Source organism: Winogradskyella sp. HaHa_3_26 (genome assembly GCF_019278425.1).
In the GTDB taxonomy this organism is placed as follows: domain Bacteria; phylum Bacteroidota; class Bacteroidia; order Flavobacteriales; family Flavobacteriaceae; genus Winogradskyella; species Winogradskyella undariae.
On sequence record NZ_CP058981.1, the window covers coordinates 2,858,994 to 2,883,783 of the forward strand.

28 protein-coding genes are annotated in these 24,790 nt (G+C 30.4%); 17 read left to right on the forward strand and 11 right to left on the reverse strand.

Annotated features, from left to right (window positions below; all coding sequences use genetic code 11):
- The first annotated feature begins 83 nt into the window (after positions 1-83).
- Together H0I32_RS12315 and H0I32_RS12320 are read left to right on the forward strand one after the other, a co-directional pair.
- Entirely contained in the window at positions 84-539 is a 456-nt protein-coding gene (locus H0I32_RS12315; RefSeq protein WP_179313735.1) for a DUF5063 domain-containing protein, read from the forward strand.
- 241 nt (positions 540-780) lie between these two features.
- Positions 781-1,995, forward strand: a complete 1,215-nt coding sequence (locus tag H0I32_RS12320) for a GAF domain-containing sensor histidine kinase (RefSeq protein WP_179313736.1) — start codon at positions 781-783, stop codon at positions 1,993-1,995.
- A gap of 198 nt (positions 1,996-2,193) precedes the next feature.
- Here H0I32_RS12320 and H0I32_RS12325 read toward each other — a convergent pair whose 3' ends face one another.
- Positions 2,194-2,811: an FMN-dependent NADH-azoreductase gene (locus tag H0I32_RS12325; RefSeq protein WP_179313737.1), complete on the reverse strand. Its 618-nt coding sequence runs from the start codon at positions 2,809-2,811 to the stop codon at positions 2,194-2,196.
- A gap of 122 nt (positions 2,812-2,933) precedes the next feature.
- Between H0I32_RS12325 and H0I32_RS12330 the strand changes: the two genes are divergently transcribed.
- The 6 genes from H0I32_RS12330 to H0I32_RS12355 all read left to right on the forward strand — a co-directional run bounded on the left by H0I32_RS12330 (position 2,934) and on the right by H0I32_RS12355 (position 8,136).
- Positions 2,934-3,299: a winged helix-turn-helix transcriptional regulator gene (locus tag H0I32_RS12330; RefSeq protein ID WP_173587976.1), complete on the forward strand. Its 366-nt coding sequence runs from the start codon at positions 2,934-2,936 to the stop codon at positions 3,297-3,299.
- A gap of 28 nt (positions 3,300-3,327) precedes the next feature.
- A complete protein-coding gene (locus tag H0I32_RS12335) occupies positions 3,328-4,056 on the forward strand; it encodes a M949_RS01915 family surface polysaccharide biosynthesis protein (protein WP_179313738.1) in 729 nt (242 codons plus the stop codon).
- A gap of 45 nt (positions 4,057-4,101) precedes the next feature.
- Positions 4,102-4,707 (forward strand): hypothetical protein, encoded by a 606-nt coding sequence (locus H0I32_RS12340; RefSeq protein WP_179313739.1) that lies wholly within the window; start codon positions 4,102-4,104, stop codon positions 4,705-4,707.
- Between the two features lie 236 nt (positions 4,708-4,943).
- Positions 4,944-5,858, forward strand: a complete 915-nt coding sequence (gene cysK / locus H0I32_RS12345) for a cysteine synthase A (RefSeq protein WP_179313740.1) — start codon at positions 4,944-4,946, stop codon at positions 5,856-5,858.
- A gap of 174 nt (positions 5,859-6,032) precedes the next feature.
- A complete protein-coding gene (locus H0I32_RS12350; protein WP_179313741.1) occupies positions 6,033-6,704 on the forward strand; it encodes a phosphoglycolate phosphatase in 672 nt (223 codons plus the stop codon).
- Between the two features lies 1 nt (position 6,705).
- On the forward strand, positions 6,706-8,136 hold the full coding sequence (locus H0I32_RS12355; protein ID WP_179313742.1) for an FAD-dependent oxidoreductase: 1,431 nt from the start codon (positions 6,706-6,708) through the stop codon (positions 8,134-8,136).
- A gap of 157 nt (positions 8,137-8,293) precedes the next feature.
- Here H0I32_RS12355 and H0I32_RS12360 read toward each other — a convergent pair whose 3' ends face one another.
- The gene (locus tag H0I32_RS12360) at positions 8,294-9,214 is read right to left on the reverse strand and encodes a LysR substrate-binding domain-containing protein (protein WP_179313743.1); all 921 of its coding nucleotides are present in this window, start codon (positions 9,212-9,214) and stop codon (positions 8,294-8,296) included.
- Positions 9,215-9,308: 94 nt separating this feature from the next.
- Between H0I32_RS12360 and H0I32_RS12365 the strand changes: the two genes are divergently transcribed.
- The 3 genes from H0I32_RS12365 to H0I32_RS12375 all read left to right on the forward strand — a co-directional run bounded on the left by H0I32_RS12365 (position 9,309) and on the right by H0I32_RS12375 (position 11,954).
- On the forward strand, positions 9,309-10,832 hold the full coding sequence (locus H0I32_RS12365) for a catalase (RefSeq protein ID WP_317166993.1): 1,524 nt from the start codon (positions 9,309-9,311) through the stop codon (positions 10,830-10,832).
- 69 nt (positions 10,833-10,901) lie between these two features.
- Positions 10,902-11,423, forward strand: a complete 522-nt coding sequence (locus tag H0I32_RS12370; RefSeq protein ID WP_179313744.1) for an ankyrin repeat domain-containing protein — start codon at positions 10,902-10,904, stop codon at positions 11,421-11,423.
- Between the two features lie 132 nt (positions 11,424-11,555).
- Complete coding sequence (locus tag H0I32_RS12375) at positions 11,556-11,954, forward strand: DoxX family protein (RefSeq protein WP_179313745.1); 399 nt, start codon at positions 11,556-11,558, stop codon at positions 11,952-11,954.
- Positions 11,955-11,964: 10 nt separating this feature from the next.
- On the opposite strand, the gene H0I32_RS12380 is transcribed toward H0I32_RS12375, so the two are convergent.
- On the reverse strand, positions 11,965-12,588 hold the full coding sequence (locus tag H0I32_RS12380) for a LysE family translocator (protein ID WP_179313746.1): 624 nt from the start codon (positions 12,586-12,588) through the stop codon (positions 11,965-11,967).
- 107 nt (positions 12,589-12,695) lie between these two features.
- Here H0I32_RS12380 and H0I32_RS12385 point away from each other — a divergent pair, with 107 nt between their 5' ends.
- Positions 12,696-13,580, forward strand: a complete 885-nt coding sequence (locus H0I32_RS12385; protein ID WP_179313747.1) for a LysR family transcriptional regulator — start codon at positions 12,696-12,698, stop codon at positions 13,578-13,580.
- 51 nt (positions 13,581-13,631) lie between these two features.
- Here H0I32_RS12385 and H0I32_RS12390 read toward each other — a convergent pair whose 3' ends face one another.
- From H0I32_RS12390 to H0I32_RS12420, 7 genes are all read right to left on the reverse strand, one after another.
- Positions 13,632-13,964, reverse strand: coding sequence for a hypothetical protein (locus tag H0I32_RS12390; RefSeq protein ID WP_179313748.1), 333 nt, complete (start codon positions 13,962-13,964; stop codon positions 13,632-13,634).
- Positions 13,965-13,978: 14 nt separating this feature from the next.
- On the reverse strand, positions 13,979-14,983 hold the full coding sequence (locus tag H0I32_RS12395; protein ID WP_173587988.1) for a permease: 1,005 nt from the start codon (positions 14,981-14,983) through the stop codon (positions 13,979-13,981).
- 89 nt (positions 14,984-15,072) lie between these two features.
- Positions 15,073-15,411: an ArsR/SmtB family transcription factor gene (locus tag H0I32_RS12400; RefSeq protein WP_173587989.1), complete on the reverse strand. Its 339-nt coding sequence runs from the start codon at positions 15,409-15,411 to the stop codon at positions 15,073-15,075.
- A gap of 148 nt (positions 15,412-15,559) precedes the next feature.
- Complete coding sequence (locus H0I32_RS12405) at positions 15,560-16,462, reverse strand: TIGR01777 family oxidoreductase (protein WP_179313749.1); 903 nt, start codon at positions 16,460-16,462, stop codon at positions 15,560-15,562.
- A 244-nt stretch (positions 16,463-16,706) separates the two neighbouring features.
- The gene (gene mnmD, locus H0I32_RS12410; RefSeq protein WP_179313750.1) at positions 16,707-17,456 is read right to left on the reverse strand and encodes a tRNA (5-methylaminomethyl-2-thiouridine)(34)-methyltransferase MnmD; all 750 of its coding nucleotides are present in this window, start codon (positions 17,454-17,456) and stop codon (positions 16,707-16,709) included.
- Positions 17,457-17,537: 81 nt separating this feature from the next.
- On the reverse strand, positions 17,538-17,996 hold the full coding sequence (locus tag H0I32_RS12415) for a hypothetical protein (protein ID WP_179313751.1): 459 nt from the start codon (positions 17,994-17,996) through the stop codon (positions 17,538-17,540).
- Entirely contained in the window at positions 17,974-18,477 is a 504-nt protein-coding gene (locus H0I32_RS12420; RefSeq protein WP_179313752.1) for a DUF4920 domain-containing protein, read from the reverse strand. Before H0I32_RS12420 ends, H0I32_RS12415 begins: the two co-directional genes overlap by 23 nt.
- Positions 18,478-18,594: 117 nt before the next feature.
- On the opposite strand from H0I32_RS12420, the gene H0I32_RS12425 reads away from it, so the two are divergent.
- On the forward strand, positions 18,595-19,662 hold the full coding sequence (locus tag H0I32_RS12425; RefSeq protein WP_179313753.1) for a branched-chain amino acid aminotransferase: 1,068 nt from the start codon (positions 18,595-18,597) through the stop codon (positions 19,660-19,662).
- A 46-nt stretch (positions 19,663-19,708) separates the two neighbouring features.
- Here the strand turns inward: H0I32_RS12425 and H0I32_RS12430 are convergent, their stop codons facing one another.
- On the reverse strand, positions 19,709-20,095 hold the full coding sequence (locus H0I32_RS12430) for a nucleoside triphosphate pyrophosphohydrolase family protein (RefSeq protein ID WP_179313754.1): 387 nt from the start codon (positions 20,093-20,095) through the stop codon (positions 19,709-19,711).
- Between the two features lie 51 nt (positions 20,096-20,146).
- Between H0I32_RS12430 and H0I32_RS12435 the strand changes: the two genes are divergently transcribed.
- The 4 genes from H0I32_RS12435 (at position 20,147) to H0I32_RS12450 (ending at position 24,553) form a co-directional block, all read left to right on the forward strand.
- Positions 20,147-20,332 carry a hypothetical protein gene (locus H0I32_RS12435; RefSeq protein ID WP_179313755.1) on the forward strand — a complete coding sequence of 62 codons (186 nt, stop codon included), beginning with the start codon at positions 20,147-20,149 and terminating at the stop codon, positions 20,330-20,332.
- Between the two features lie 248 nt (positions 20,333-20,580).
- On the forward strand, positions 20,581-22,446 hold the full coding sequence (locus H0I32_RS12440; RefSeq protein ID WP_179313756.1) for a sensor histidine kinase: 1,866 nt from the start codon (positions 20,581-20,583) through the stop codon (positions 22,444-22,446).
- Entirely contained in the window at positions 22,443-23,063 is a 621-nt protein-coding gene (locus H0I32_RS12445; RefSeq protein ID WP_179313757.1) for a response regulator transcription factor, read from the forward strand. Before H0I32_RS12440 ends, H0I32_RS12445 begins: the two co-directional genes overlap by 4 nt.
- A 167-nt stretch (positions 23,064-23,230) precedes the next feature.
- Positions 23,231-24,553 (forward strand): DUF5723 family protein, encoded by a 1,323-nt coding sequence (locus tag H0I32_RS12450; protein ID WP_179313758.1) that lies wholly within the window; start codon positions 23,231-23,233, stop codon positions 24,551-24,553.
- Positions 24,554-24,790: the final 237 nt, after the last annotated feature.

A 24,790-nucleotide genomic window follows, 5' to 3' on the forward strand; every position in this document is an offset into this window, starting at 1 on the left:
AAATGCATCTTATCTAAAAATAATGATGAATTTCGTGTATCTTTATATGCTTGTAACCATTTGAAACAAATTTAAAATAAGCATTGAAAAATTTAAAGAAACTCATAGATAGAATCACAGAATTTGGACTTAATGACAAAGTTGAGTCGACTAATAAAGAGCTTGAAATTCAACAACTCTTAGTAGGGATTTATTCTGAATATCTAAATTTAGAAGTAGAATTTGATGATGAAGATTTTGAAGATAATCCGACTTTTGATTATGACTCAATAAAGAAAAACATTGAAGAGAATTTCCCTGATCTTGGTTGGTATCATTCAGTTTTTGAATCTCACTTAATAATACCAGATGCGTACTTGGTGACAGGTGATGCAATTGACGATTTAAGTGATATCATTAAGGATATGTTAGAAATTAAATGGCAATTTGAAAACGCGAGTGAGAAATATGCCAAATGGTGTTTTAAAGATTTAATGCAAAATCACTCAGAACAACATCTTGTTGATTTCTTGAAATATTTAAAAGATAAAAAAGGCTAACAAATTACCGGCTTAAAAAATACATACGGATCATAGAGTAATTAAATGTTTTTTAGTTGTTTAATTGAGCAAAGTAAATTGTGTATTAAGTTGTTATTTGTTAACTTGGTTACTAATCTATTTAATTAACGATACACAAAAAAACGTTACCTTCAATTTGAAGTCTCATTCAATTGAACAAAAATTTCAATAAATAAGAAAATGATTTACTTTATTTTCGATAAATCAATCCATATAAAAAATGATTTCTGCTAAATTACCAGACAACGAAACAGAGCGCCTAGAAGTTTTAAATAGTCTTAAAATTTTAGATACAGTTGCTGATGATGATTATGATAACATCACAGAACTTGCAAGCTTTATTTGTGGTACACCTGTTTCACTGATTTCACTAGTAGATAAAGATAGACAGTGGTTTAAATCAAAAAAAGGATTGACAGCTTGCCAAACTTCACGAGATGTATCCTTCTGTGCGCATGCCATTCTAGATCCTTTAGATATTTTAGAAGTGCCAGATGCAAGAAACGACATACGGTTTATAAATAATCCGCTAACAGAGCAGGAAAAGCCTGTGGTTTTTTATGCAGGCATACCTTTAAAAACAGAACACGGAGTGCCTTTAGGCTCACTTTGTGTCATAGATCATAAACCCAATTCTCTTAATAACGAACAAAAAGAGGCATTAAAGAAATTAGGGGCTCAAGTTGAAAGACTCTTATTATTACGGACAAAAAATAATGAGTTAACGATAACAAAAGAAAGCCTTAAAAAACATAACGGACTTCTTAAAGAGTTTGCAGCTGTAGTATCGCATGACCTTAAAATGCCATTGGCCAATTTAATAATTACTTCAGATATTGTAAAAAAGAAATATAGTAACTTAATCGATGACAAGGGAAAAGAATATTTAGATTATTTAAAAAAGTCATCCCTTTCTATGAGCGATTATATTACAAAAATATTAGACCATTACGAATGCATCTCATACGATATCGATGATACCCAACAATTTGGAATTAATGATTTGTTAGAAGGCGTTATAGATTTAATGAGTATTAAAGATAACTGTGAAATCTTAACTCCTGAAAAAAACATTGATATTAATTGTAACAGTACGGCGTTGCAGCAGATTTTTATAAATCTAATAGGTAACAGTCTTAAGTATAGTGATAAAGAAAAAACTATTATAGAAATAGAAGCAAGCGTTGATGACAAGTTTTATGAATTTAAAGTTCGTGATAACGGTAGAGGAATAGAAAAAGACAAAATTGAAACTATTTTTGGATTATTTGTTACGACAGGGCATTTAGATAATACTGGAGAAAAAGGACACGGTATAGGTTTATCTACGGTAAAAAATCTTGTAGTAAGTTTAGGAGGTGAAATTACAGTATCATCAGAGCTAGGTTCTTACAGCGAATTTGTATTTACAATTGTTAGAAGAATATTAGCTTAAGTTCATTGCACAAAAAAGATATTAAATAATCCTCAATATAATTTATTACTAACCCTTATCCTAAGCAATAAAATATTTGAGGACTTTATATTCAATTTGTATTTAATTGTGTGCTTAATTACACCATTATTCATATATAAACATCTTACTGTTTATTCTTCTTAAATGACATTAAACTAAATTTCACAAAATTTTGCACTAAACATACCATTTGTCGCTAATAGTTCTAATGTTTTCTTTTGCCTCTTCTATCATTTGTTCAGATTTATCAGCATATTGTATCATTCCAAACTTATTAATAGCTTCAGCAGTAATTCCCATAAAATCAAAAGCTGTAAGTAAAAACGGAGTTGCAAAGTTAACGCTCTTATAAGGCTCAATTTCAAAATCACTTCCACTTGTCATTAATATCAAAGCTTTAGTATTTTCACATAACCCTTTAATGCCTGTCTCTGTATATGTAAAGGTTTTTCCTGATTGTATAACGGCATCAAACCAAGCTTTTATGGTTGCTGGGACTGAAAAATTAAACATGGGGCTTGCCAATACTACAAAATCTGTAGCTAGTAATTGATCCCTAAATTTATCGTTTTTTGCTAAAACACTCTGCTCCTCTTCTGTAAGTGCTACACCACCAAAATTTCGATTGACATAAAGATTCAAATTTTCTTTTAATAATAAATCTGGAGCTTCTGCTGCTAAATCAACAAACGTTATCTCTGTTTTATCTTGATTATTTTCAATGAAGAAATCAAGCATTCGTTTTGTATTTGAGTTTTCTCTTGGAGTATAACTTATAATTAGTGTCTTTTTCATATTTAATATTCTTTTATTATTAAAGGCAAATTTATATTAAATTTGATATACAAAATATACTGCTATACTAAAGTATAGCAATATACTCTAGTACAGTATGTCTTCTAAAGTCAATTTTAAATATGAATAAAAAAAAGAATGAAACGGATATTTATACACCAACAGAATGTAAAAAATTCATCCTTCCTGTTCGCGATGTTATAGATATCGTTGGCGGAAAATGGAGGTTACCTATCATTATAGCACTTTCTTTTAAAATTCATAGATTTAAAGAATTAGAACGTCAAATTGAAGGAATAACACCTCGAATGTTATCTAAAGAACTCAAAGAATTAGAAACAAATGGTTTAGTAAACAGAAAAGTGTTTGATACAATACCTGCTTCAATTGAATACAGTCTTACAGATTATGGAAAATCTTTAGACAAAGTAATTGAAACAATGAGAGAATGGGGCTTATCTCATAGGAATAAAATAATAAACGAGTAATATTTATAGCTGTAAATAACAACTAAAAATGAAAAAACACACATTAATAATCTTATTATTTTTCATAATCTCAAACTCTGTATTTGGTCAAACTGAAATTAATAAAGAAAAAGTCAAAACATTAGAACCTTACATTGGGTTAGGAATTTTGGACAAACAGAACTCAGATAAATCAATTAAGATTGATCATCTCGATTATGATGAAATACCTAAATCTCTTGATTTTAGAGGAACCGTTGTAGAAGCCCTTAAATGGACAGATTCTAACGGAGAAAATATTTTAATTCAAACAGTCTCTGGAAGTTTCAAAAGGAAAGATTATAATAAAAATTCAACTGAATTTAAGCTTCATGACAAATCTGAATTATACGTCTATTTATTTGAAAAAAGTAATTCTAAAAAAGTGTTTAAAAAAAAGTGGAGAGTTTATGATTACATTGAATGTTTTGGTGAAGATTTCTCTGTCTGTTTTACACCAAAAGCAACAACAATCACGGATTTAGACAATGACGGAATAACTGAAATAACGATGACATATGCTTTAATGTGCCGTGGCGGAATGGACCCTGGTATATTGAAAATAATAATGTTCGAAGGACAAACAGAATATGAATTAAGCGGAGAAACGATGATTGGTTGTGGGCATATAGAAAATCCTTATGGTGGCGAGTTTATTGCAAGTGATAACTTACAGAAAGAACAAGTGTTTAATAAGTTCTTAAAAGAACATTGGGATCGAAATAAATGCGAAGAGTAAAATAGTATTAAAATAAATAGTACATACCGCTTCAGCGCAATCCATATGACAAATAGACTAAAAGTAAATTACACTTCTGAAGTTCCTACGGATCTAGAAATTGTTCAAATGTGGGAAGACATTACTATTACCGAATTAAATGATTGGTCTAAAAGTGCAGAAGAATTAAGAGCTAAATTTTCTAAAACACATATTAATGGCGGTATCCAGCTTCACAAATATTCAATATCAGACCATTATTGCTTCCAATGGTTTGCTTCTAGAAATAGGCTAAGTGAAATATTTTTTATCAAAAGATTTTTTAATAGACCAGAATTAGCTAATTGCCGAGCTGATTTAGAAATTGAAAACGATCAACCTAATTGTGAAGAAAAGGAATGGTCTAGTGATATTTTTGATTTATCAGGAATCATTTCTAGATTACTACACCACGGTGGTGCTTATGGAAATTTAAAAGTAAAAGACGCTTGGAAAACGGCCATAAATTTTGTGAAAGATGAGTATGATGATAGGTTTAATGAGATAAACAGATTCACATATCACTTAGAGGATTCAGCATGGTTTTTTCATGTTCCTTGGGATTACTCTATAGTATTATTTGATAAAAGAACAAATGAGGTTATCGTCATCAATATTACAGATACAGATTAAAAACACAGAGTTGCAATACTATAAATGTAGGTTGGTGAATTTTTGATTTAATACATCTTAATAATTAAGTTTTCTCCTTTAAAATCTACTTCTAAAAATCTTAAGATATTCCCAATCACTACTTGTTACCACTTAAAAGCATTAATTTTATAACTCTAAAAATTATGAGTTTAAAAAGATGTTATTTATCAGACTAAACTCATTTTGAATTATTTAAAAAATAAAAATAATTAATTATGAAAATCAATAATATTTTAGAAGGTATTGGTAACACTCCTGTAGTGAAATTAAATAAATTATTTCCGAATGCAAATGTTTGGATGAAAGTTGAAAAATCTAATCCAGGCGGTAGCATAAAAGATAGGATTGCATTAGCAATGATTGAAGATGCAGAAAAAAGAAATATTTTAACAAAAGATACGGAAATCATTGAACCTACATCAGGAAATACAGGTATTGGTTTAGCTATGGTAGCCGCAGTAAAGGGATATAAGCTTACGTTAGTCATGCCAGAATCTATGTCTGTTGAGCGTAGAGCTTTAATGGCTGCATACGGGGCGAAATTAGTATTAACACCAAAAGAGTTAGGTTTAGGAGGTACGATTGCAAAAGCGAAAGAGCTTGTTGAAAATAACAAAAATGCGTGGATGCCTTCTCAATTTACAAATATGGTAAATCCAAAAATACACGAAACAACAACCGCCTTAGAAATTGCTAACGATTTCCCAGAAGGTATTGATTATTTAATTACAGGTGTTGGTACTGGTGGGCATATATCAGGTATGTCTAAAGTGTTGAAAGAAAAATTTACAGGCTTACAAGTATTTGCTGTAGAACCTAGCGATTCACCAGTCATTTCGGGTGGAGAACCAGGGCCACATGCTTTACAAGGCATTGGTCCAGGATTTTTTCCAGAAACGTTTAATAGAGATTTAATTGATGGAGCTATTAAAATAACAAAAGAAGAAGCCTTTTCTGAAGTTCAAAATATAGCAAAAACAGAAGGTATTCTGGTTGGTATTTCTACAGGAGCATCTTTAGCTGCTGTTAGAAAACAATTAGAAACAATACCTAACGAAAAAATAATATTGACAATGAATTACGATACAGGAGAACGCTACCTTTCTATAGATGGCCTTTTTAAGGCGTAATTTTAATTGATAGAATTATCTATAAATAACAGAAGCGATATAAAATTTATTTTATATCGCTTTACTTTTTTGATTCCTTTGTAATAGTAATCAATGAAAATATAGTTCCTAATATTAACATAAATACTCAAAAGTATATTAAAACTTCCGCATCTTTGTCTTAAAATTAGCATCGTGAATTTTAAAGAAAAAGAACTTATTATATTCGATTTTGATGGAACACTAATTAATAGTATTCCAGATCTTACTTTGGCCATAAATAAAATGTTAGCATATTATAACTATTCGCCATTAACAATTGAACAAGTGACTCCTTTTATTGGTAATGGAGCAAAACCTTTGGTGCGTAGATCTCTAGAGCATTCAATTAAGAAAAAAGAGCTCTCAGAAACTTTGTTAGAAGAAGCTTTTGATATTTATTTATCGGCTTATAAAGAAGTAACTTGTATAGATACTTTTATGTATCCTGGTGTTTTAGAGACTTTGAATTATCTAGATGAAAAAGGTTATAAAATGGCGATATGTACTAATAAACCTTTCGATTTTATTCAGCCTATTTTAGATAAATTAGAAATTAGAAAATTCTTCAAGAATTGGATTGGTGAAGATTCTTTATCTGAAAAAAAACCAAGTGCACTACCTCTCATTCACTTAATTAAAGAGAATAACACAAGTATAGAGAAAACCATAATGGTTGGCGATTCTAAAAATGATATTCTTGCAGCTCAAAATGCAGACATGCAAAGTATTGGTGTTAGCTATGGCTATAATTATAACGAAAATATTGCAGATTATAACCCAACAATAGTGGTCGATAGTTTTGCAGATTTACAAGAACTTTTTTAAGATGAATAAAATTTATAATGTTGGTGTTATAGGTGGAGGTGTTTCGGGTGTAGTTACAGCTTTAGAGTTGGCCAAATACGGAATAGATAATATTTTATTTGAACAAGAAAAAAGTGTTGTAAACGGACCTCCGTTTTGCCACTTGCATGCAGGTGGAAACCTCTATCCCGATATTTCTGATGAGCAATGTAGAATATTAATGAAGCAATCCATCGATATGGCACGCTTATTTCCAGAATCTATAGACAAAAGACCTACATTTATTAGCATTCCTAAATCAGAAAAATATGCTGTAGATATCATTCAAAATCGTCTAGACATGTTGGTAGCGTACTACAAAACATTAATAGATGAAGATCCATTAAATGAAATTCTTGGTAGCCCAGATGATTATTATAAAATTTATTCTAAACAAGATTTAATTGAATTAGCAGAACAACCTAATGTTGAAAGACCGAACACTCCTGACGAGTGGATTTCTAATACAATTAAATTAGTTGATTACGAAAAATTAAAGACTCCAGTAACTTTAGTTCAAGAATATGGATGGAATCTTTTTAGGTTAGCAGCTCAAGCTCAATTGGCTTTAAATAAAACCGAAAATTGTAATTTAAAGCTTAATACTTCAGTAATTGATATTAAAGATGTCAGAAATGAAAATGTAGATTATAATTGGGAAATTTACACAAAAGATGAAGTTTATAGAGTAAATTATTTGGTAAATTCTTGTGGGTTTAAAACGGGGAAATTTGACGAATCCTTACACATTAACACAGAGCGTTTAATTGAATTTAAAGCAGCCTATGTCTCTAAATGGCAGCCGATACCCGGATTAATTCCTGAACTTATTTTTCATGGAGAACGTGGTACACCGCATGGTATGGTGCAGTTAACACCTTATAGTGATGACTATTATCAGATTCATGGCATGACAGAAAATATCACGCTATTTAAAGATGGATTAATACAGTCTAAGACTAATGAAGCACAGCCTCAGTTTGGAGAAGACATTAATCAGAAATTATTTCGTGGTTGGAAAACAGATGATATCAATACTAGAACAGAAAATGCAATCGAGTCTGTTACAAAATTTGTTCCGTCGTTTAAATCTGCCACTGTTGGTGGTCCGCCTCTTTTTGGTGCACAGCAAATACCGGGAGATGACCCAAGCTTAAGAGTAGGGGAAGTTAGTTTTCCATACAGATCTTACGCTCGAAGCGAAATTGTTAAAGCATCTTCTGCATTGACGGTAGCCAATCAAATTATAACTAAGATTCAAGAAGAAGAAATTATTCCTGTAATAACAGAAAGAACAAATCAAAACGCTTTATTAGATCAAGTTTCTAAAGAAGACATTGATCAATTAGCTTCGCAATTAACTATTGAGCGCGGTTATCCTGAAGCATTATCAAAACTAATTATTGAGAATTAATAATTAGAATTATAAAGTTTATTATCCCCATGATTCTTTAATAGAATTTATGGGGATTTTTTTATTCATTACCAAAAGGATATTTTAGATAAACCATACTATAAGATTTTTGCCTAGACAATAGTTTCTAATAGGTATTCATATTTTATATGAAATCTTAACGCCAATTAATTTTAATAAAGCGATCATTCTTCACAAATCCTTTAGGTATTTTGTCTAAAACCTCTAAACGTATGGCATCAATTAAACTATCTTTTGCAAACGAATGATGTACTGCTAAACTTACTTCGCGTATCGGTTTTGGCTCTGAAAAATTAATATTACAACCGCTGTCGTTTTTATTAATGGCCATTTCAGGGACTAAAGTAAATCCACCATAACTATCTACCATTTTCTTTAAAGCTTCTATAGATCCACTCTGAAATTGAATATTCTGTGGGTTTGTACTTTGAGAACAAATATTTAAAACTTGGTTTCTAAAACAGTGCCCATTTTTTAAAAGCCACAAATTATCTAAGTTTTCAATTTCACTGGCAGAAACCTCTTTCTTGTCATTAAATGTTCCTTTCTGTCCGTAAAATACAAAAGGTTCATTGTACAATTTAATCTCTCTGATGAAAGGTTCATTAAGTGGTGTTACTAAAATACCAATATCAATTTCTTTTTTTTGTAATGCCGAGATAATTTGATCGGACTGCATTTCTTCAATAATAAGTATCGTATCTTGATATTTTTTAGCAAAAGATCCTGAAATTAAGGGAATTAGATAAGGTGAAACCGTTGGTAAAACGCCTATTTTATATTCGCCCACTAAGCTATCTAATTCGGTACTCACCATATTTTTTAACTCATTAACTTCTCGTAAAATTATTTTAGACTTATTAATAAATAATTCGCCTAAAGCTGAAGGTTTAAAAGGTGACTTACTCTTATCGAATATTAAAAATCCAATTTCATCTTCTAGCTTTTTAACTTGAATAGTAATAGTAGGTTGCGTTACAAAACATTTTTCTGCCGCAGTTACAAAATGCCGATACGTGTCTAAAGCGATGATGTATTCTAATTGTTGAAGTGTCATTATATAGATTTTATTAATGTAAATATAAAAATTATTAATTTGATTAATATTATGAATCTATCCATTTTTGCATTAACAAATAAAAAAAGCATTCATGAAAAGAATAATTACAACCTTAGTCATCCTATCTATAGGCTTGGTAAGTTTTTCACAAAGTGAGAAAACAATGACAACCAACAATGGTGCGCCAGTTGGAGACAATCAAAACTCTAAAACAGTTGGAGAATATGGACCTGTTTTATTAGAAGATATTCATTTAGTAGAAAAACTAGCCGCTTTTGATAGAGAACGTATTCCAGAACGTGTTGTTCACCCAAGAGGAGCTGGAGCATCTGGATATTTTGAAGCAACAAAAGACATGTCAGATTATACTAGAGCTGTATTATTTGCTGAAGCAGGAAAAAAGACAGATTTAGCAGTACGTTTTTCTACTGTAATACACGGAAAAGGTTCACCTGAAACTGCAAGAGACCCAAGAGGTTTTGCAGTAAAGTTTTATACAGAACAAGGTAATTATGACATTGTTGGTAACAACCTGCCTATCTTTTTTATTAGAGATGCAATTAAGTTTCCAGATATGGTGCATTCTTTAAAGCCTTCACCTGAAACAAATAAACAAGATCCAAATCGTTTTTTCGATTTCTTTTCTCATGTACCAGAAGCGACACATATGATTACAAGGTTGTGGACTGATTTAGGAATTCCTAAAGGCTACCAATTTATGAACGGAAGTAGCGTACATGGCTATAAATGGATTAATAAAGCAGGAAAAGTAACTTATGTAAAGTACTCTTGGATATCTAAACAAGGTGAAAAAAATCTTACTGCTGAAGAAGCATCAATTCAACAAGGAAAAGATTGGCAACATGCAACAGTTAGCTTAAGAAAAGATATTGCTGATAAAAATTACCCACAATGGGATTTATATGTGCAAATGATAAAGCCTGAAGATATTCATTCTTTTGATTTTTGGCCTTTAGATGCTACCAAAGATTGGCCAGCAGATAAAATTGAAAAAATTAAGATTGGTACCATGACTTTAAATCAAAATCCGGTAAATTATTTTGAGCAAGTTGAAAGTATTGCTTTTTCACCAGGAGCTTTAATTCCAGGAGTCGAGCCATCAGAAGATAAGTTGCTACAAGGTCGTTTATTCTCTTATTTTGATACACAAAGACACAGATTAGGACCAAATTTTCAACAATTAAAAATTAACCAACCGCTAGAAGATCCTAAAAACTATAATTCAGATAGCTGGAATAGTGCCGGTAATAAAAGATTTGAAAATCCAGATGTTAACTACCAACCAAGTAGTAAAGCATCTTTATCTGAAGATACTCAATATAAGCAATCAGAAACGACGCTTACTAATGTAACCATCACGCAAAAGAAAATTACTAAAACAAATGATTTTGCTCAAGCAGGTGATTTTTACAGATCGCTTACTAAGAAAGAACAAAACAATTTGATTAAAAACTTAAGTGGTGATTTAGGTCAGGTTACAGATAAAAATATCCAGATGACAATGATTGGTTATTTCTATCAGGCAGATAGAGATTATGGAATGCGTATTGCAGAAGCATTAGGTTTTTCTGCTAAAGATTTTATGAAGAAATAACAGTACATGATTGGTGAGTAGAGGGGGAGCTGCCAGTGCGACCTCTCTATTTATTTTAAAAAAAATACAATGAAAAATATTTTACTCGCTCTTACATTAATTTTTACTTTAGGGAGTTACGGACAAACTGTTTTTGAAGTTTCTAGAAATGGGGATTTAGAAAAACTTAAAGCATTATATACTTCAAATAATGCAATTATCAACACTGCAGATAGCAAAGGTTTTACACCTTTAATTCTTGCTGCATATAATGAACAAGACGAAATTGTTACTTATTTATTAGAAAACGGAAGTGATGTTAATGCTAAAGATTTATCCGGAAACACAGCTTTAATGGGAGTTTGCTTTAAAGGATATTTAAATATTGCTGAAATTCTAGTTGAAAATGGAGCTGCAATTAACCAACAAAATTATAATGGAGCTACAGCACTTATTTATGTAAGTACTTTTGGTCATACAGAAATTGCTAAATTATTATTGAATAAAAATGCTGATCTATCTATCCAAGATGGCAGAGGAAATACAGCGTTAAATCATGCAGAAATACAAGGCAATGATGAAATTATTCAACTATTGAAAAGTGAGCAATAAACAGACCAATTAATTCATTTTCTAATAACTTAAGAATCGAATTTTGTATTCGATTTTTTTTATTACTAAATTAGAGGCTTCACTACTAAAACAAGATTTTTAATAAGTTGTTTTAATCAAAAAAACTAAATAATGCATAATAAAACTTCCTATTTAATAATAAGATTAGCCTTAGGATTAAGCATGTTCGGTCACGGATTAGTTCGTATGCCTAAACTTCAGAAATTTAGTGAAGGCTTAGTAGCCTCTTTTGAAAATTCTATGCTTCCTGAATTATTAACGGTACCATTTAGCTATGTTTTACCGATAGCAGAATTGATTTTTGGATTAGGTGTTTTGTTAGGCTTATTTACGAGAATCTCAGCAATTGCTATTGGCATTGTTTTGTTGTCACTTGTTTTTGGTTCTACACTCGTTGAAAACTGGGGTGCCATAACAGCACAATTTATACATATTGGTTTTGTTGCTTATATCATTCATCATGTTAAGGATAATTCTTATGCGATTGATAATGTGATTAATAAAAACTAAAGTTCCGCTATTAGGTTAAAGCAATCATAAGTCCCATTAAAATAAAAACAGATCCTGAAACTTTATTAAGCCATAAACCAGCTTTAGGATTCTCTTTAAATTTTTGAGAAAATAATCCTGCAAATAAGGTTAAAGATAAATACCAAATAATTCCAATAGCAGAGAAAGTAATCCCTAAAAGAATGAAAGGGATAGGATTCTCTAAGTCATTAGGATTTATAAACTGAGGAAACAAAGCTAAAAAGAATAATGCAACTTTCGGATTTAATAAGTTGGTTATAAATCCAGACCAAAAATCACTTTTTCTCTTAGTTTCTAGGTTTTTATTTGATTCAGAAGTGATAAGTGATTTATTATTTATAAGGCTAGAAATCCCCATGTATAATAAATAAACAGCTCCTGAATATTTAATAATTGTAAACGCATAGTCTGATTTAGAAATTAAAACAGATAAGCCTAATGCTGCAAATAATGTGTGAGCTAATATACCTGAGTTAATGCCAAGTGCTGCATGTATTCCCGATTTCTTACCCTGACTTATAGATTTGTTTAGTACAAAAACTGTGTCAATACCTGGTGTTATTACAAAAATAAAAGCTGTAAATATAAAAGTGATAAAGTTTTCTATTCCCATGATCAAAATTATTTAGAATCAAACATTAAGTTTCGACAAAGGAAATGCTTTGGTACAACTTAAAAAATACATATTTTTGATTAACTAATGCGATAAATGCATTAATCATGACGATTCAACAAATAAAGTATTTCTTAGAACTTGCTAACGAGTTACATTTCTGGAAAACAGCAGAGAAGATTTCAATTTCACAATCGACCTTAAGTAGACAAATTCAAGCTTTAGAAGATGAATTAGGAATTCAACTTTTTGAACGCGATAAAAGAAATGTAAAACTTACAGCTGCGGGTAAATTTCTTAGAGAACATTGGACGGATTCAATTAATGAATTAGACCGAATTCATATACAAGCAAAAAAAATAGATATTGGGGCTTCGGGCAGTATATCAATTGCTTACCCAGGTTCTATTTCATCGGGTTTCTTACCTCGGTTGATGAATGTTTTAACTGAAGAAATGCCTGATTTAAAAATTGAATTAACAGAGCCTACCGATTTAAATCACGAAAAATTAATTTTAGATTATCACATTGACATTGCTATAAGTCGGGATGAAATATTGAATCCAACCATCATGTCAAAAAAGTTATATTCAGAATCAATTTGCCTCGTGGTTCCTATAAATCATTGGTTAACACAAGATAATTTTACGGATTTAAAAATGGTTGAAAATGAGAATTTTATCATTTCAGCATTGCATAATAGCACCTATTTTTCAACTTTATTGCGTAGTGTTTTTAATGCGAGTAACTTTGAACCTAAGACCACAATTGAATCCGATTTTGGAAGTGTAATTTTAAATCTTGTTGCTAAAAATCTAGGAATTTCTATTTTGCCTTATTCTTTTAAGTTTGCCAATAATCAAAACGTAAGATTTATAGAGTTGCCTAATAAAGTTGATTTGTTTATTAATTGGCGCCGTAAAGATCCTAACAAAATAGTGAAACGCATTGTTGATTATTCTGTTATACTTGGAGAAAATTATATACTTTAAAATACTACACTTTAAATTTTAAAAATTTAAGGTGTAGTATAATTTAAAAAGTTAAGCACTTCTTTTATGATAAAGTAGTATCGAATAATTTATAATTACAACTATAAGCCCAATAGTTATAACGATAGAGGAATGTATTGCATTTAATATTATAATTTTTTGATTCATTCCTGTTAATAGAGCATACCAAAAAAAAGGACAAAAAATACCAACTAAGGAAATATTACAACCAGTTTTTATACCGTTTCTATATTTCAATGTTTTTGTTAGATATTTTTTAGAAACATTTTTATTTCCGTTAATTAATCTAATACATTTTTTACCAGCTATGGTATAAGGGCAGTTATTAAGTACCTGCTTAATTAATTTTGAAATAGTATTCATTGTATCTGTTTGCGTTAAAAGAAAAAATAAAATATATACCCACCTACAATTGCCATAAGCATTACTGAAAGTATAAATGCTATTATTGCTTTTGGTTTTAACATTGAAGAAATGATGGCTATTTCTGGTAAACTAGCACCAGTTCCACCTATGATTAATGCCATTGCAGCTCCCATACTCATCCCTTTTAGAATCAGTGCTTTTAATATTGGTATTGCCATTTCAATACGTAGATATAATGGTACTCCTACAGCTGCAGCAATAGGAATAGCAAATGGACTATCATTACCTAAGTATTTTTGAACCCATGTATCCGTTACAAAAATTGTTGAAACAGCACTAATTAAAGCACCAATTAAAACGTAAGGGAATATGCGTTTAAATAAAGACCATCCAAATTTTAATGCTTCTTTATATTTTGATTTTTTTTCATTTATTTCATTACAAGTTGAAGTTGAACACGATGAGGATTTGTGCTTTTCTTTTGTGTTATTACTACATTCATTTTGTTTTTCTTCTTCAATAATGGTAGAACTACAGTTGGTTACTGTTGGTTTAGAACTAAATTTCTTAGAATTTATATTAATTAATTTTACTTCATTTTTTATAGATGTTTTACCTACCAGTGTTCCAATTAATACAGAGCCTATAAATACAATAAGGAAATAGACTAAGGCAATTTTCCACCCAAAAACCCCTAAAATAAAACCGACAACGACAAAGTTTGCTAACGGTGCCGAAAGTAAGAAAGAGAAAACCATTGCAAATGGAGCTCCCATTTCTATCATACCCATAGATACAGGTACCATTGATGCACTACAAAATGGAGTTGGTATACCTAATAAAGCTCCCATTAGCCCGCTATACTTTCCTGTTTTTGCTAATCTTTTTTGTAGTTTCTCTTGCGGAATAAATGCCCTTACCAAACCAGTAAGTACAGATACCAAGGCTATTATTAATAATAGTGCTATGCCCACGTGCATAAATTCATTTAAAGCTAAATTAAATTTCTCATTCATAATATTAAGTTTAATTAAAGGTTATATTTAACATATGTGTTAAATCACATATGATATTGTAAAAAAAAGCAATTCTTATTTAAATTAGTTTATTTTTTTTCTCGATGTGATAGTAGTGCTTTACATTTCGTCATTTCTTTAATCATTTCTTTTTCGGGTATAGAGCTAATGGAATTTTTTATGATATGACTAAACTCATCTTTAATAGGTGATAAGTAGTAAAAAACCCACTTACCTTCTTTTACTTCTTCAATTAAATTGGCCTTCTTTAAAACTTTTAGATGGCGAGATACATTATATTGATATTCTTCTAATACCTCTACAATTTCTGAAACACAAATTTTTTCGTTTATATTAGTAAGCAACCAAACAATTTTTAATCTTGTTGGGTCTGATAAAGCTTTAAAGGTTTTAATATAATTATCCATGTTCTATGTTTTACACATGTGAAATAGCACATATGTTAAAATGATGTAAATATATAAAATTATTTCAAAGTAGAAATTATCTTTTTAGAAATTTACAGAGTAATATGATGAAAATAAAAGTGAAGTGATATTTTTTAATTCTGAAAGATCATAATAAATCTTCTAAAGCAGGTTTTAGATTCGGAAAATTAAAATCAAAACCTTCAGCCTCTATTTTTTGAGAACTGACACGTTGGCTTTCAAATAATAAAATATGCATTTCCCCTAATATGGTTTTCATAACAAATTTCGGAATATTTGGTAATATTAAGGGACATTCCATAACACGTGCAGCTGCTTTTGTAAATTCTTTATTGCTTACAGGGTTTGGTGCTACACCATTATAAATTCCTTCAAAATTTTGTTGTACTGCAAATACAAATAATGCGGCTAAATCTTCAACATGGATCCAGCTTTGCCATTGTTTTCCACTTCCAAAGGCTGCACCAGCTCCAAACTTTATTGGTTTTGTTATTTCGGGTAATGCACCTCCATCTTTTGCTAAAACTAAGCCAATTCTAATTTTTGCAACCTTACTACCTAAAGATTCAAATCCATCTACTGCCGCTTCCCATTGGTGGACTATTTTACCCAAAAATGTTTCTGAAATTTCGGTATTAGTTTCTTCGTAATAATGAACTAAACTTGTTGGGTAAATACCAATAGCACTGGCAGAAACAACTTGCTTAATCGTGTAATTGTGTAGTTTTATAGTGTTTTGTAAAAGTTGTGCTGTTTTTGTTCTACTTTCTAGAATTTCCGTTTTGTAACTGTCTGTCCAACGTTTGGAAATAGAAGCACCAACCAAATTTATAATAGCGTCCACACCTTGAAAACAAAGATGGTCAATTTCGTTGTTTTTAGGATTCCAGTAAAAACCTTTATAGTTTGATTCTTTGCTAATTTTAGATTTTGAAGTTGTAAGATAATGAACATCAATACCCGCTTCGTGGCATTGTGTTACAATTTCTTGTCCTATTAAACCTGTGGCTCCTGTTATTAAAACCGTCATTCTCCTTTTTTTGTAAAGGTACAAAAGCTATCTCCTTTGTGTATGGAGTTTAGTTTTGATTTAACGTTTGGGTAATCAGTAGTATATACTTTATATGGTAATATATAGGAACACTTTAGAGAGGTTGAATTGCTTTAAGGTATTATTAAAATCAAGACTTTTTTACTTTGAAAACTTCTCGATACAAAATTCTAAAAAAAGAATTTCACTCGAAGTGACGTAAAATTAAGTATAGGCTTGTGATTTATATGTTGAAGTTATTTTCGTTGCTCTTAGCATTTAGTTCATTGTTCATTTCGCTGAATGGTTTCGTTGCTCTCAACATTTCACGTTTGCCTGGAGGTCCAGGGAGGCGTTCTACTGTTAAGCCAACAGCTTGCATGGCACGTCTTACGCTTCCTTTGGCACAATAAGTCACTAATACACCATTTTCTTTTAAGGCTTTGTACATGATTTTAAAAATGTCTTCAGTCCATAATTCTGGTTGTACACGAGCACCAAAAGCATCAAAATAAATAAGATCAAATCTATTTTCTGCATTTATATCTTTAAAGAATTTTTGTTGTTTTTCTAATTTGAAATTAGAAGTAATAAGATGAGGTTCTTCCCATGGTGTTTCGTGTAATTTCTCAAAAACAGCTTTATGGGTTTCCGAAATAAGTTCAATATAATTAAGTTGTTGAATCTCTTCTAATTGAACAGGGTAAGCTTCTACACCAACATAATTAATGTTTAATTTTAATTTTTCAGCTTCAATTAGTGTTAGAAAAGTATTGAGCCCCGTACCAAAACCTATTTCTAAAATACTGATTTCTTCAGTATTGGTTTCTGTAAGCTTATTATCTAATTTTTCAGAATAATAAAGTAAACCATGTTTCATAAAAACGTGGTTTGCTTCTTGTATGGCACCATGAATAGAATGGTATTGTTCATTCCATTTTTCTATCTGTATGGTTTTAGAACCGTCTGATGTGGTAATAATATTACGTTTCATTTTTTTTTTATGTGTATTGCTTTTCAATCACATGGAACATATGCAGTATTTTTAATGATACTTTATTTATATGTTTCAAAATTATTGAATCAGTAATCTTTTAATCTTCGGAATAGGTCCTACGCACTCTGTTTTATGACAATTAAGACAATTGCTAATCGCGGCATTGTAACGTTCTTTTAATTCAATATTAGAAAGCGTATCTACAACGGCTTCTTGAGATTCTATAAAAACATTTACAAAGCTTAGCCAATTTTTAGTTCTAGATGCGCCCTTGCTCATTTCTGCTGAGTGCAATTTAATTAAATCTAAAGGTAAAGCGCTTGGTGTTTCTCCTGCGATAATTTGTGCTTTTAATTGTACATTGTAAGCGTACATGGCATTCATAAAACCTGCCATTTCAGAACGCTGATACATTTCGTATTCAACGTTCTTTTTAATAGGTTCTTCTGTTATTTTTTCTTCATTTTTACAGCTTGACAGTATAAAAAGGGAAAGAAATAAAAAACAGATGTATTTATTTTTTAAGTAAAACGCCATCAGCTTCAAAACCATATTCAAACTTAGGATCTGTAATTGCCGCAATTTCATCTTCAGTTTTACCTGCATCTTCTGCGTAATGTCTTAATTCTTCAACAGACGTTTCGCTAACAAAAGCTTTACCGTTAATTACAACATCTCCTTCAGCATTTAATGGCATAAAAAATCCGTAGTCTTTAAATTTAACCATGACTTGGTTTTCTCCGTCCATATCTAAAGTCATCCAACATCCTTTTTTAGAACAAACTTCAATGATTTTTCCTTTTACTTTAGAATTAACAGTATCTCCAGCTTTTAAGTTCTTATAATGTTCCATCATACGCTCTGCAGTTAAGGCATCTGTATCTGTAATTTCTTTACCAAAAGAAGCATAAGCAATTTCAGGTTTTGTGTCTTCAGCGGTAGATTCCACGGTCTTAGATTCATTTTTACAAGAAAAAATAGTTAAGCAAATCGCTAAAAGTAAAATGATTTTTTTCATTATTAATAGATTTTGAATTGAATTGTTATCGAATTACAAATTTAGTCAATTTAAGGGAATATAACCTTTTATTAAAGGTGCTGATTATGTACTTTTGTTTGAAAATCATATATAATTATGGCTCAGCACACAGAAAAGATTAGCATTGAAACAGCTAAAACTTCTAAAATTGACACGGTAGATTTCAGCAACTTAGACTTCGGTCGTTTGTTTACAGACCACATGTTTGTCTGTGATTATGAAGACGGCAAGTGGCAAACTCCAAAAGTGATGCCATATCAAGCAATGTCTTATGAACCTTCAGCTCGTGTTTTTCATTATGGGCAAGCTGTTTTTGAAGGTATGAAAGCTTATAAAGATGAAGACGGTAAAGTTTTTCTATTTAGACCAAAGCAAAATTTTGAAAGAATTAATAAATCATCAGCTCGTTTGGCAATGCCAGCTTTTCCTGAAAACTATTTCTTTGAAGGATTAGAAACTTTATTAAAATTAGATAGCGATTGGATTAAGCCAGGCGTTGGAAACTCGTTATACTTACGTCCGTTTGTAATTGCTACAGAACCTGCAATTTCTGCTTCACCAGCAAATAATTACAGATTTATGATTATTTGTTCGCCAGCAAAATCTTATTATAACACGCCAATACGTGTTTTAATTGCTGAAGAATATAGTCGTTCTGCAGATGGTGGTGTAGGTTTTGCAAAAGCAGCAGGAAATTATGCAGCTCAGTTTTACCCAACAAGTTTAGCACAAGAAAAAGGTTTTCAACAAATTATCTGGACAGACGCTAGTACTCACACTTATTTGGAAGAAGCAGGAACAATGAATGTGTTTTTTAGAATAGGTGATAAATTAGTTACTGCGCCTACAAGTGATCGAATTTTAGATGGAATTACGCGTAAAACGATGCTTCAGTTAGCTGAAGATATGGGGATTACTTGTGAAGTAAGACGTGTTACTGTTGAAGAAATTAAGGCAGCATCTAAAGACGGCAGTCTTAAAGAAGTTTTTGGAACAGGTACAGCAGCAATTATTAGTGTGATCTCTGCATTTGAGCATAAAGAGGAGTTATTCGAAATCCCAGAAATTGAAGATTCTTATGCTAAATTATTCAAGAAAACATTATTAGATATTCAACATAATTTATCTGAAGATAAACATGGTTGGAAATATGAAGTAAAATAAACTTCAAACAAAATAAATAAAAAAGCAGCCAATTGGCTGCTTTTTTTTATGATTCTAAAATCTCTTTTATATTTGGTTTAAAGTAATTAGGCCCTTTTAAAACTTTACCATCTTCACGATAAATAGGTTCGCCATTAGCTCCTAGTTTACTCATGTTACTACGTTGTATTTCATCAAAAACCTCTTCGATTTTATGTTGCATACCATGCTCTATTATAGTGCCACATAAAATATATAGCATATCACCCAAGGCATCTGCCACTTCTACTAAATCATTATTTTTTGTTGCTTCTAAGTATTCTTCATTTTCTTCGCGCATTAGCTCATGGCGCAACACGTTTTTGTCTAGACCTAAGTCTGCTTTAGGTGTTTCGCGATGTCCTATTTTAAAGGCGGTATGAAATGCTTTTACTGCATCTATTTTGTCTTGCATAGTTGTGGTTTATTAGTATACTAATCCTTATTTTTGCATAAAAATAAGAAGATGTTTACGACTGGTCAATTGATTTTTGGAATATTATTTTTTATTGCATTTGTGATTGTTATTGCTTTTCAATATCGTAAAGATCTTCAACTTCATAAAAAATATTATAAAGGTACCATTTGGGTTCTTCTTGCTTTTCTTGGCTTTATAGGTATGATTGCTGCTATTAAGTTTGTTTTTATGTAGTCAGAACTCGTGGATTGGATTGCGCTTTAATTCAATTCTTGTTTATAATTTCTTTTCTAAAAATATACCTTTTATTGGGTATATTATGCTGTGTATTTATATTGGATATTTGTGTTGTAATTTTTTTTTGTTATAAAACTATCTGGTTTTTAGTGATTTATTTTTTGAGATAAAGTTTTATTATATCTTTATTCAAACTAAATAATTAAAGTTTTTAACTGAGGAAATTCTAAAACCCTACAGATTTAATGCAAGTAAACGTCACTAATATCAAGATTAGCCTCTGTCTTATTCTATTTCCTTTTTTTTGTTTTAGTCAAATACAATCAAAGGATTCTTTATTAATTATTTGGGAAAACACCAAGCTAGAGGACGCTTTAAGAGCAGATGCTTACAATGATTTTATAACTAAAAATTATTTTGAAAGCAAAACAGATAGTGCTTATGCTATGGCATTAGATTTATTTGATTTTTCAGAAGCTAGAAACTTAAAAAAACAAAAAGCAGATGCGTTAATACTTTTAGGAGGAATAGAGCATATTTTTGGAGATAATACCAAAGCTTCTAAGAATTTTGGATTGAGTTTAAAGCTTTATAAAGAATTAAATGATATTAGAGGTCAGGCAAATGCTATCAATAATTTAGGCGTTTCTTATAGGAAGATTTATAACCTTGATGAAGCAAAAAAATATTACGAACACTCATTAGAGTTAAGTAAATCAATTAAAGACACTACTCTAATAGCTCAGACTTTAGTTAATATTGGGAATATTTATGGTTGGCGTTACAAGTCTGATAAAGCGATCACTTATTATGAGGAAAGTTTAAAATTGTCTAGAGCGATTAAAAATGAACAAAAAGAAGCTTTAGCATTAATTAATATCAGTAATTCTTACATTCAAAAAAAAGAATTTGAAAAAGCTAGATCATATACCGAAGATGCAATAAGAATAGGGAACTCTATTGGGAATTATAATATTTTAGCTCATGCAAATAATGTTTTAGCTCTTGGTTATTATAAGCAGAAAGATTACGATAATATCATCTTAGCAGCTAATGAATCTCTTTTTTATGCTGAAAAAATATCTAGCCTTGCTATGATAGATGGTGCTTATTTTTTCCTTTTTCAGGCTTATAAAGGAAAACGAGATTTTGATTTAACTATTAAATATCAAGATTTAAGAAGTGATCAAAGAACGACTATTGATGATATTAGTACTGTGCAAACCTTAGAGAAAATAAAAATTGATAATCATAGAACACAAGACAGTCTAATTAATATAAACAATACTTTAAAATTAGGGATTAAGCACAAAAATGAGAAAACAAATTTAGTATTAGCTTGGGGAGTTAGTTTATTGATCCTTTCTGTTTTAACGTTTATAGTTTATAGAAATTCGAAACGAAAACAACACAAGGCAAAAGAAGAACGACAACAACAAATTGCAGAAAAAGAAAAACTTTTAAAAGGTTTAGAGATCTCATCAATTAATGCAATGATTAGAGGTCAAGAAAAGGAAAGACAGCGTATTGCTTCTGATTTGCATGATAGTGTAGGTGCTACTTTAGCAGCGGCAAGATTACAGTTCGAATATTTAATGAAACATCAAATTAATGATGAAGATTCAAAAGATTTAGAAAAAAAGATAAGTCTACTTTTAGATAACGCCTACAATGAAACTCGAGCTATGGCACATTTAAAGAATTCAGGTGTGATGGCTAAAGATGGACTTCTTCCTGCTGTAGAAAAATTAGCAAAAAATGCATCAAGTAAAAATGAATTAAAATTTGAAGTTCAAAGTTTTGGTCTAGATCAACGTTTAGAGAATGCAATAGAAATTTTGATATTTAGGATTATTCAAGAATTGGTAACAAATATTATAAAACATGCTAGGGCAACTCATGCTATTATACATTTAACTAATTACGAAAATAATCTTAATATTATGGTTGAAGATGATGGAGTTGGGTTTGATTCCAAACAATTATCAAAAACTACAAAAGGTATGGGGATTAGTAGTATTGATAGGCGTGTAGAGCATTTAGAAGGACAATTAACAATTGAGTCAGAAATTAATAATGGTACTACAATAATAATAGATATACCAGTATGATAAGAATTGCAATAGCAGAAGATCATCAATCTTTTATTGATGGGATTGAATTACTTTTAGAAAGGGAAAAGGATATCGAAATCGTAGGGACTACAAATGATGGAGAAGAACTATTAAAATTAGTACAATTAAAAGAACCTAGTGTTGTTATTACTGATATCAGAATGCCTAAAATGGATGGTATTGCTGTAACTAATAAAATAAAAAAAATATTGCCACGTACTAAAATTTTAGGTTTTAGCATGTTCGATCAAAAAGCAGCAATTAAACAAATGATAGATGCTGGTGCTTCAGGGTATTTGTTGAAAAGTTCACCTTTAGATGAGGTTTTAAAGGCGATACGTGCAGTTTATAATGGAGAAACTTATTTTGATTCAAATATTCAAATTGAAGCAGAGAACAACAGTAATAAAAAGACAAAAGGATTATTAACAAAAAGACAAATTGAAATTTTAAATTTAGTGGCACAAGGTAAAACCTCTAGGGAAATTGCAACCGAATTGTTTATAGGTATATATACCGTAGATACACATCGAAAAAATATGATTAAAATTTTAGGACTTCAAGGCAAAGGAGAATTGATGCGTTTTGCAATAGAAAAAAAATATAAATTTTAAGCCTTTTTTTATTTCTTTTTGTATGTCATTAAAATACCCAATATCGGGTATTTTTTATTTTATATAATTGTTGGATTTTTGATAACGTGTGTGTTACATGTTAAAAATAATATTTTTTAAAATCAATTATAATTCTAACTTCGCCGTCAATCAACCTAAACTAAATTATGAAATACACAAAATTATTAACTTTGTCGGTTTTTCTATTAACTATGAGTTTATCTTATGGACAAAGCTATGTTGGCCATTCTATAGATAATTATTCTGGTGTTCACGGTATTATTTACAATCCATCTAGTATTGTTGGGTCTAATTTAAGAGCCGACGTTAATTTATTATCTGCAAGTGTCTTTGGAGGTAGTGATTATTTCGGAATTAATCTTAGCGATATCATGAGTTCTGATGGTGGCTTCGATTTTGAAGAAGACAGTGAAAAGTTTCCAAGTAATGCTAATAATTTCTTTTTTAATGTAGATGTTTTAGGACCTTCCTTTATGTTTAACATAAATAAAAAAAATAGTATTGGTTTAGTTACTAGAGTTAGAGCTAATATGAATATAAATCATATAAACGGTGAATTATATGAGGCTGTTGTTGATGATTTTGATGTTAATGATGATTTTAATTTCGATTCAAAAAACTTAAATGGTACGATACACGCTTGGTCAGAGATAGGTTTGGCTTATGGAAGAATCTTAATTGAAAAACCAAATCATGTTTTAAAAGGTGGTGTTACTTTAAAATACTTACAAGGTGCAGGTAGTGCGTTTATGAGTAGTCCAGGCTTGCAAGGTCAATTCTCTGCAAATTCAGAAACATTGGTAACTCAAGGGAACTTTAATTATGGTACAAGTCAAGATTTTGATGCAGACGATTTAGATTTTAGTAATTTAACATCAGGTGTAGGTCTAGATATTGGTTTTACATACCAGTGGTATAAAGAGAAAATTAATAATAATTTTTCAATTAATGAAAACCAATATAAACTTAAGGTGGGAGTTTCTATTACAGATATTGGATCTATTAGTTATGATGAAGCTAAAGTAAGTAGATATAATTTAGATGCCTCAGCAAGTACAGCAAATTATGAGGAGGATATAGAAGAGTTCTTAGATAATAATTACTTAGGAGTGGAAACAACCGAAACTGCAAAAATAAAATTACCAACGGCACTTCATTTACTTGTAGATTATAGGTTATCAAAAAAATGGTTTGTAAGTGCTCAAGCAGATTTATCTATGGTAGAAAAAGGATCGGAGTTAAGTACATCTGTTCTTAATACTGCAACGTTAGCTCCAAGATTAGAAACAAGATGGTTTAGTTTTTATGCACCACTTAGTTTTAGACAGTATGGAGATGTGTCTTTTGGTGGAGGTTTTCGTTTAGGACCTTTAACTGTGGGTTCTGGTTCTGTATTTACAAATCTTTTATCTAGTAGCTCTAAAACTACAGATGTGTATGTTGGTCTTAAAATTCCATTATATAGATAATAATTCATTTTATAGTTGAATAAAAAAATACCCGTTATTGGGTATTTTTTTGATTTAGTATAGTTAGTAGATTTATAAAATGGAATAATATCAATTTATTTAAGCCAACAAATTAACGAGAAGATATTATTTGCTACTAAATTTTTAGTTGAAGATTAATACAATTATATTTTTGTTAGTCTTACTGATAGTCTATAAATTTTAGGGGAATTTAAAAGCTTATAATCAGTAAGTGAA